At 66.8% G+C, this 6,030-nt stretch carries 9 protein-coding genes; 7 read left to right on the top strand and 2 right to left on the bottom strand.

The features are described from left to right. Positions 1-505: 505 nt before the first annotated feature. The gene (locus ABD810_RS36330; RefSeq protein ID WP_344951773.1) at positions 506-919 is read left to right on the top strand and encodes a hypothetical protein; all 414 of its coding nucleotides are present in this window, start codon (positions 506-508) and stop codon (positions 917-919) included. Between the two features lie 2 nt (positions 920-921). On the opposite strand, the gene ABD810_RS36325 is transcribed toward ABD810_RS36330, so the two are convergent. Beyond that, a complete protein-coding gene (locus ABD810_RS36325) occupies positions 922-1,488 on the bottom strand; it encodes a hypothetical protein (protein WP_344951770.1) in 567 nt (188 codons plus the stop codon). Next, positions 1,485-1,850, bottom strand: coding sequence for a PadR family transcriptional regulator (locus ABD810_RS36320; RefSeq protein ID WP_344951768.1), 366 nt, complete (start codon positions 1,848-1,850; stop codon positions 1,485-1,487). The genes ABD810_RS36325 and ABD810_RS36320 overlap by 4 nt, the downstream gene beginning before the upstream one ends. 82 nt (positions 1,851-1,932) lie before the next feature. Here ABD810_RS36320 and ABD810_RS36315 point away from each other — a divergent pair, with 82 nt between their 5' ends. The 6 genes from ABD810_RS36315 to ABD810_RS36290 all read left to right on the top strand — a co-directional run bounded on the left by ABD810_RS36315 (position 1,933) and on the right by ABD810_RS36290 (position 5,858). Then, positions 1,933-2,184 (top strand): hypothetical protein, encoded by a 252-nt coding sequence (locus ABD810_RS36315; RefSeq protein ID WP_344951766.1) that lies wholly within the window; start codon positions 1,933-1,935, stop codon positions 2,182-2,184. Beyond that, a complete protein-coding gene (locus ABD810_RS36310) occupies positions 2,174-2,299 on the top strand; it encodes a hypothetical protein (protein ID WP_344951764.1) in 126 nt (41 codons plus the stop codon). The genes ABD810_RS36315 and ABD810_RS36310 overlap by 11 nt, the downstream gene beginning before the upstream one ends. 443 nt (positions 2,300-2,742) lie before the next feature. Further along, positions 2,743-3,912: a hypothetical protein gene (locus ABD810_RS36305; RefSeq protein WP_344951761.1), complete on the top strand. Its 1,170-nt coding sequence runs from the start codon at positions 2,743-2,745 to the stop codon at positions 3,910-3,912. A 60-nt stretch (positions 3,913-3,972) separates the two neighbouring features. Further along, positions 3,973-4,206, top strand: coding sequence for a hypothetical protein (locus ABD810_RS36300; RefSeq protein ID WP_344951756.1), 234 nt, complete (start codon positions 3,973-3,975; stop codon positions 4,204-4,206). Between the two features lie 6 nt (positions 4,207-4,212). Continuing rightward, the gene (locus tag ABD810_RS36295) at positions 4,213-5,001 is read left to right on the top strand and encodes a DUF6338 family protein (protein ID WP_344951753.1); all 789 of its coding nucleotides are present in this window, start codon (positions 4,213-4,215) and stop codon (positions 4,999-5,001) included. A gap of 566 nt (positions 5,002-5,567) precedes the next feature. Next, complete coding sequence (locus ABD810_RS36290; protein ID WP_344951750.1) at positions 5,568-5,858, top strand: GNAT family N-acetyltransferase; 291 nt, start codon at positions 5,568-5,570, stop codon at positions 5,856-5,858. Positions 5,859-6,030: the final 172 nt, after the last annotated feature.

Below are 6,030 nucleotides of genomic sequence, written 5' to 3'. Positions count from 1 at the left end.
GCTTGGCCTTGCGCCCGGCACCACCCCCGCGATAGGACCAGGCAGGCGCCGGAAAGCCCCTCGCGACGGTGTGCCGCGGGGCGTGTTCCAACGTCGCTTTGGGCCCCATGCTCAGCACCGACGGTCAGGCCCTCCGCTCCCGAACGTGTCCCCAGCCGCTAGGCCCACTCGGGTCGGCGCCACCAGGGGGCAAAGTAGCTGCGAGTGATCAGCTCCCATCATCCGATGGAGAGCCCGGACCACATCGGCTGTTCATCGGCCTCGCGAGAAGATCGGAGGCCCAGGTGACTGCGCAGCGCTATGGCTTCGCATCCTGATCAAGTGGCCTGTCGGGAGGGCTTTGAGCTGGCCTTCTCGCTGCTATGTGGCCGGTGACGCCCAACCCGAGTGGAGGGCCTGTTAAGGTCCTCGGCCACGGCCGCCTGGAGGTCCTGGAGCAGATGGCCGCCGAGGGGGGGTCAGTCCCCCGGCCGGAGTCCGGCCGGGCGACGACGGAGCATGGCTGGTGCCGATCGTCCGAAAGTGGTCCTCACGCTCCGACGCCGACGCCGAGGCGTACCTCATCGCGAACAACCGCACCTCCGAACGTGGCGGCTGGCTGGATGAGATGCTCGTCGACGCCCTCGGCGACATCGCCGGCGCCGACCCCGGCCTGCTGGTCGCGGTCGGCTACACCGAGGAGGAGCTGGACGACCTCAAGGCCGCGCTCGACCTCGACCAGTCCCTCGGCCCGGCCGCGCCGGACGACGAGGAGGGCCAGGACGACGACGAGGAGGAGCTGCCTGAACGGGGAGACGCCCCCGAGACGGAACGCTCAGCGGTGTGGGGAGTGGTCGTGACCTGCGAGAACGAAGACCAGCAGGTCGAACTGCTGGAGCGGCTGACAAAGCAGGGGTACAAGGTCTGGGCTCTGATGTGACGTCAGCGGAGTTGGATCCAGACTGACTCAGCGGTTTGTAGGCGCAGCTCATCCCAATCAACTGTCTTGCGAAATTCGTCCCACTTGGCGTGGTCCATCACAATTACGTGCTCCGGCAGGGAATCAACCCCATGGCTCAGAAGGTCCGTCGCGACTGCCCTCTCCGCGTTTATCTGCATGCGGCGCTGCAGTTCACGACGTTCAAGTTCACGAGGTTCGAGGCGTTTGAGACCTTCGAGGAGTTCGAGACGTTCGAGATCGTCTACGTTGACTTCCGGGCGTAGGGCTATGGTTACCCTCAACTGTAGAAACAGCATGATCCGGTGGGCGCAAGTCGTGCTTGCGCCGACAAGGAAGAGAACCGCGCTCATCAACTTCAGAAGCTTGCCCGGACGAGTATCGATCAGGGCGGTGAGCTCCTCGGCGCGGACTTCAGCCCGCGCTGAAGCACCGTACTTCAGGCGTGCTGACCACTGGACGAGCTTGCGCGCCAGCCACGGGGCAGCGTCGCAGCACTCGTTGACGATGAAACCGAGCACGACACTGAGAAGAATCTGAGCGGTGGTCATCGGACACCGCCGGCCAGCCGAGCATGTAGCCAGCCAAGTAGGGCAAAGCCGGGCGCGGGCCGTACGGTCAGTGCGGCGGGGCGACGCTGAGCGAGGAGGGCGCGGGCCGCCGGTACGCCTTCGCCGGTGAGTCGGTAGAGGCGGCGGCGGGGACCGGTTTGGTCTGGTGTCTGTTCCTCCCATTCGCCGGTGATCCAGCGTTCGTCTTCAAGACGGTCGAGCACTCTGTAGACCGTGGGACCTGCGCGTTTGGTTTCCTTCATGATCACCCAGCCGTGCACTGGCCTCTTGTTCAGATGCGCACGCACGAGGCTTTCCACCACGTCGAGCATCGCTGGAGTGACGCGTTGAATACCTGCCATAACCTTACTGTACCTAGCTACCGGAAGCCGCGCGCAGGGGTGGCTCGTGTGGATTAACAACCGCCCTCCACCGGATTGGACCGTGGAGCTGCCGGTCGGGATGAAACTGCTGAACAGCAACCAGCGGCTCCACCGCATGGCCCGGTCGAAGCTCACCCGGGCCATCAGGGAGGCCGGACAGGAAGCCGTTCAGGACGCCGGAGTGCCGCACATGGAGCGGGCGTACATCATCGGCGAGCTACGGCCCGTCGACCGGCGCCGCCGCGACCAGGGCAACTGGTACCCCTCCGAAAGCGGCCGTCGACGGCCTGGTGGACGCCGGCGTGCTGGATGACGACGACTCCACCCGGCTCACCGGCCCGGACATGCAGCTCGGGCCAGTGGTGAAGGGCTTTCAGCTCGCGTTGCACATCTGGGACCTGACCCGCTTTAGGTCCGGCGTTGGGTGAGCTGCTCCTCGCAAGCCGACCCGAGCATCGCGGCCGCGGCCGACAGTTCGGTGAGCTTCTCCGGGGTCATCGTGCTGAGGGTCTGGCCGAGCAGCTCGAGGTCGCCTCTGCATGCCCATCCCAACGCGCGGAACTGACGGCAGTCCCATGCCGCCCGGACCGGGTCGGCTCGCCCATTTGTCAAGTGAAAGTCCAGCGACCTATCCGGCTCCTGCACGATCCGGCCAGCGCACCGTTCCTCGACAGCTTTGCAGCTCGTAGTCAGGGGATGTTCGCGCTCAGGAGTGTGGTGGGGGCTTTCCGAGCCCTGTCGCGCCAGTCCTACGACGTAGGGGTCGACTGTTCCGCCCGGCCACCCGGGTGGCGAGGCCTCCCTGCGCGACGCCTCTACAGGAAAGCGTCGCCATCTAATATTGTCGTACCCGATTACTACCGTGCGTGATATGAGCCTCACCTACGGTCTGGAGTCGCCGCGTACACCGCTTCGGCGGTTCCTCGATCGTGAGCTGTCGGCGGGGGTCCGGCGTCTTCGTGCGACCTACCGGGCTCGACTGCCGTCTGGGCCGTTGATCCTGCCGGGCGAGCGCGTGGGCACCGAGGCCGGCACCGTCGGCACCGCGATCGACCAGCGGCTCCGGCTTGCCTTCACCGCGGCTGCTGCGGTTGACGACGCCACCAGGATCGGCATCGGCTCCATCCACCTCACCGCGCGAAGCCTTGGCCCGCATCGGGCGTGGGAGGCCCTCGAGGCCGTGGGCGTGCAGTTGGAGGGTCTCATGAACGCCGCGATTCCCGAGTTGGGACTGCACGACCGGGCACGACCGCTGATGCGCGCCGACCAAGAGGAAGAACGCCTGGCCCGGATGCTGCTGGCGGCCGCGTGGTACGCCCTGAACTGCCGCAACTACGTCGCCTTCCCGCTCACCCCGCTGTGCAAGGCGGCGTTCGCCGACCCCGGAGGTTTCACCCTAACCACCTTGCTGGCGCTCCCGCACCGGCATCTGGTCGACGACGTGCTCGCGCAGCTGCGCGCCGCCGAGGCCGGACCACTAGGCCGGCTACGCGCCGACACCGACCCCGCGGCCTGCCTGCCCGGGCCGACGTTCGACGGCAGCGTCCACGTCGCGGCCGATGCCGACCTGATCGCCGAGGGCTTGCTGGTGGACTTCAAGAGCACCCGCCGCATCCACCAGTTCCCCCTGCCGATGATCCTGCAGCTGCTGGGCTACACCCTGATGGACTACAAAGACCGGTACCGCATCGATCAGGTCGGGGTGTACCTGACCCGCGCCGGCGCCCTGATCGGCTGGCCGATCGAGGACTACCTCGCGCTGCTGGGAGCCCGCCGGCGACAGCTCAGCGACCTGCGCGCCGCGTTCGAGAAGCTGCTGAGCTATCCCGGATGCCGAGCCGACGACGAACCCTTGCCCGACCAGCTGCCCGGGGTTGAGCAGCTCCTGGCCGAGCTCGCGCCGGTCATCGAAGACGGGTGCTGCCGGGTCTGCGCCCAACCCCTCGCCTACCCGAGGGTCGGCACCCGGCCCCGGCTCTACTGCTCGGCGTTCTGCGGCAGCCGAGCACCCAGCCTGCGCTACCACGGCTGGCTAACCTGATCAGCTTCTTGTTCGCTTAGCTATCCGCGGGCGAAGAGCAGGTCACTTAGGCTCTGGTTCATGAGCGACAAGCCGGGGCGCGAGGCCCGTCCCCACATGGCGATCCAGACCGCGCCAGGCGATCCGGCCGGGCGGTTCAGCGAAGAACGCAAGGGGCTGAATTCGATGAACGTCGCCGCCCCGACAGGAGTAGTGGCCTCCGCCAGCTCCGCGGCGCCTGATTCTCCGGCAGGGTCTCCGGCCAAGCCCGTCCAATCGCTGGACAACGGCGCGGCCGCGGACTACGACGGCTAAGCCGCCATGGCGCCGAGCACCTGGGCGGGCGTGGTGGTCTTCATCTTGGTGATCGCGCCGGGCCTGTTATTCGATCTGTTGTCGGAAAGGCGGCGGGCGGGGAGATCGGAGTCCTCCTTCCGAGAGATCAGCCGTGTCGTTCTGGCCAGCCTGGTCTTCACCGGCCTGGCGATCATGATCTTGCTGGCCGTCCGGGTACGGTTGCCCGACCTGCTCGCTGATCCCGAGCGATGGCTACGTGAGGGCACCCCCTATGCCATGGCCAATCTCCACCGCATCATGGGATCGCTCGCCACGGAGATGGTCATCTCCCTGGGCATGGTCATCATTGTGCACCTGGTGTTGTCCTGGCGGCAGGGCGGGGCCACCATCGCCCCGGTCAGCACCTGGACCCAGGTCTTCAAACGGGAGTGCCCCAAAGGTCACGAGGCTCACGTACGGGTGAGCTTGACAAGCGGGGCTGTCTACACCGGCCTGGTCGCGCACTTCTCTCCCGACCTGGAGGTAGCCGATCGTGAGCTCGTGCTGGCTCCCCCCATGGGAGCCCGGGCCGGCGAGGGACCACTCAAGCCGATTCCCCCCGAATGGGAACGAGTCGTCTTGCGGGGCAGCGCGATCGAACGCATGAGCGTTCAATACCGGCCCCCACAAGCCGCCACGCCGATGGCAGCGGGCCAACCGGCGCATGAGGGCGGCACCACGAGGCCACGTGCTGAGCGCCTGGCAGGCTCCACCACACCCCTGAAACAGGCCGCGCAAACGTCCGGGAATGTCTCGCCCGAGGAGGGTGCATGAGATCGCCGGAGAGCCTTACCGGACCGGTGCGGATCTCGGGCCCCTGGCCCAGCTTGACGAGCGAGTTCGTCGAGCGGCCGACATCAACCGTGGCATGCCCTCGTTCCCAGACATCGTCGGCCGCACCGCCTGGGCGCCATGAAGCGATCATGCGCCGGTCCTGGTCCACTGCCTGACCGCCAGTTGGCAGCCATCAGCCCGAGGTCGCCGCCGCCGGCACCGTGCGCCGGGCGGCCGACCCCCGTTGAGGTACAGCATCGGTGGTATCGCCGCGCCCGGGGGAGGTCAGAATGGAGGCCGTATCGGGGGCCGTGACCAACGCCTGCGGACGCGAAAGATGCGGCGCTGTATCGCGACCGTCAGGGGCCTTTACGACGTAGATCCACAACCGTTAGAGCCATCGGTTTCGACGTGAGCCAGCGTGTACTGGCGCTGACGGCACCGAGCATTGCAATACATCCGTTGCCGCCGCCCGTGCGTCTGTACGGCGCTCTCCTGCGGCAACCGGCGGTGACACGTTCGGCTTTCTTGGCCTGGCGGCTCAAGTGGAGCACTGGTTTGGCCCGATGGTTGAGGACCCGGGTTTCCACCGACACCTGCACAACAACATTCGCCGTTCGATGGCGCTCGTCGCTGTTTCCTTGGATCCCGGTCTGCTCGGCGGGCTGTTCTTCGGGGTGGCGACGGCCCCGATCTACCACATCCGCTGGCTTGTCGTCTCGGAGCAGGCGAGGGGGCAGGGAGTCGGCCGGGCACTGGTAGCGGACGCCATGCGCCGCTTTGTGCGGGGTCCGGGCAGCATTGAGGTGGTCACCTTCGGGGCCGACCACCCGGGTGGGGTAAGCAACAGTTCTTGAGTTGAGGGCGCCGACTCCTCCTCACCCTGCACGCTCACTGCCTGCGAACTGCGTCTTCTCCCGTTTGCCAGATCGATCAGCACGCCCTGAAGTAGCTTCACTCTCCGTGAAGCTTCTGTCACAGGAGTGATGAGATGGCGGCGCTGGTGAAGTCGGGAGGCGCGGGTTGGCG

Origin of the sequence: Sphaerisporangium flaviroseum, from assembly GCF_039537005.1 — a bacterium.
GTDB lineage: Bacteria > Actinomycetota > Actinomycetes > Streptosporangiales > Streptosporangiaceae > Sphaerisporangium > Sphaerisporangium flaviroseum.
Note: the sequence above shows the minus strand (reverse complement) of the source record. Positions and strands in the feature narration are given on the sequence as shown.

Excerpts from the sequence above, each read along its gene's own strand:
- ABD810_RS36325 (WP_344951770.1), bottom strand. The coding sequence starts at position 1,488 with ATGACCACCGCTCAGATTCTTCTCAGTGTCGTGCTCGGTTTCATCGTC.
- ABD810_RS36290 (WP_344951750.1), top strand. The coding sequence starts at position 5,568 with ATGGTTGAGGACCCGGGTTTCCACCGACACCTGCACAACAACATTCGC.
- ABD810_RS36305 (WP_344951761.1), top strand. The coding sequence starts at position 2,743 with ATGAGCCTCACCTACGGTCTGGAGTCGCCGCGTACACCGCTTCGGCGG.
- ABD810_RS36320 (WP_344951768.1), bottom strand. The coding sequence starts at position 1,850 with ATGGCAGGTATTCAACGCGTCACTCCAGCGATGCTCGACGTGGTGGAA.
- ABD810_RS36300 (WP_344951756.1), top strand. The coding sequence starts at position 3,973 with ATGAGCGACAAGCCGGGGCGCGAGGCCCGTCCCCACATGGCGATCCAG.
- ABD810_RS36295 (WP_344951753.1), top strand. The coding sequence starts at position 4,213 with ATGGCGCCGAGCACCTGGGCGGGCGTGGTGGTCTTCATCTTGGTGATC.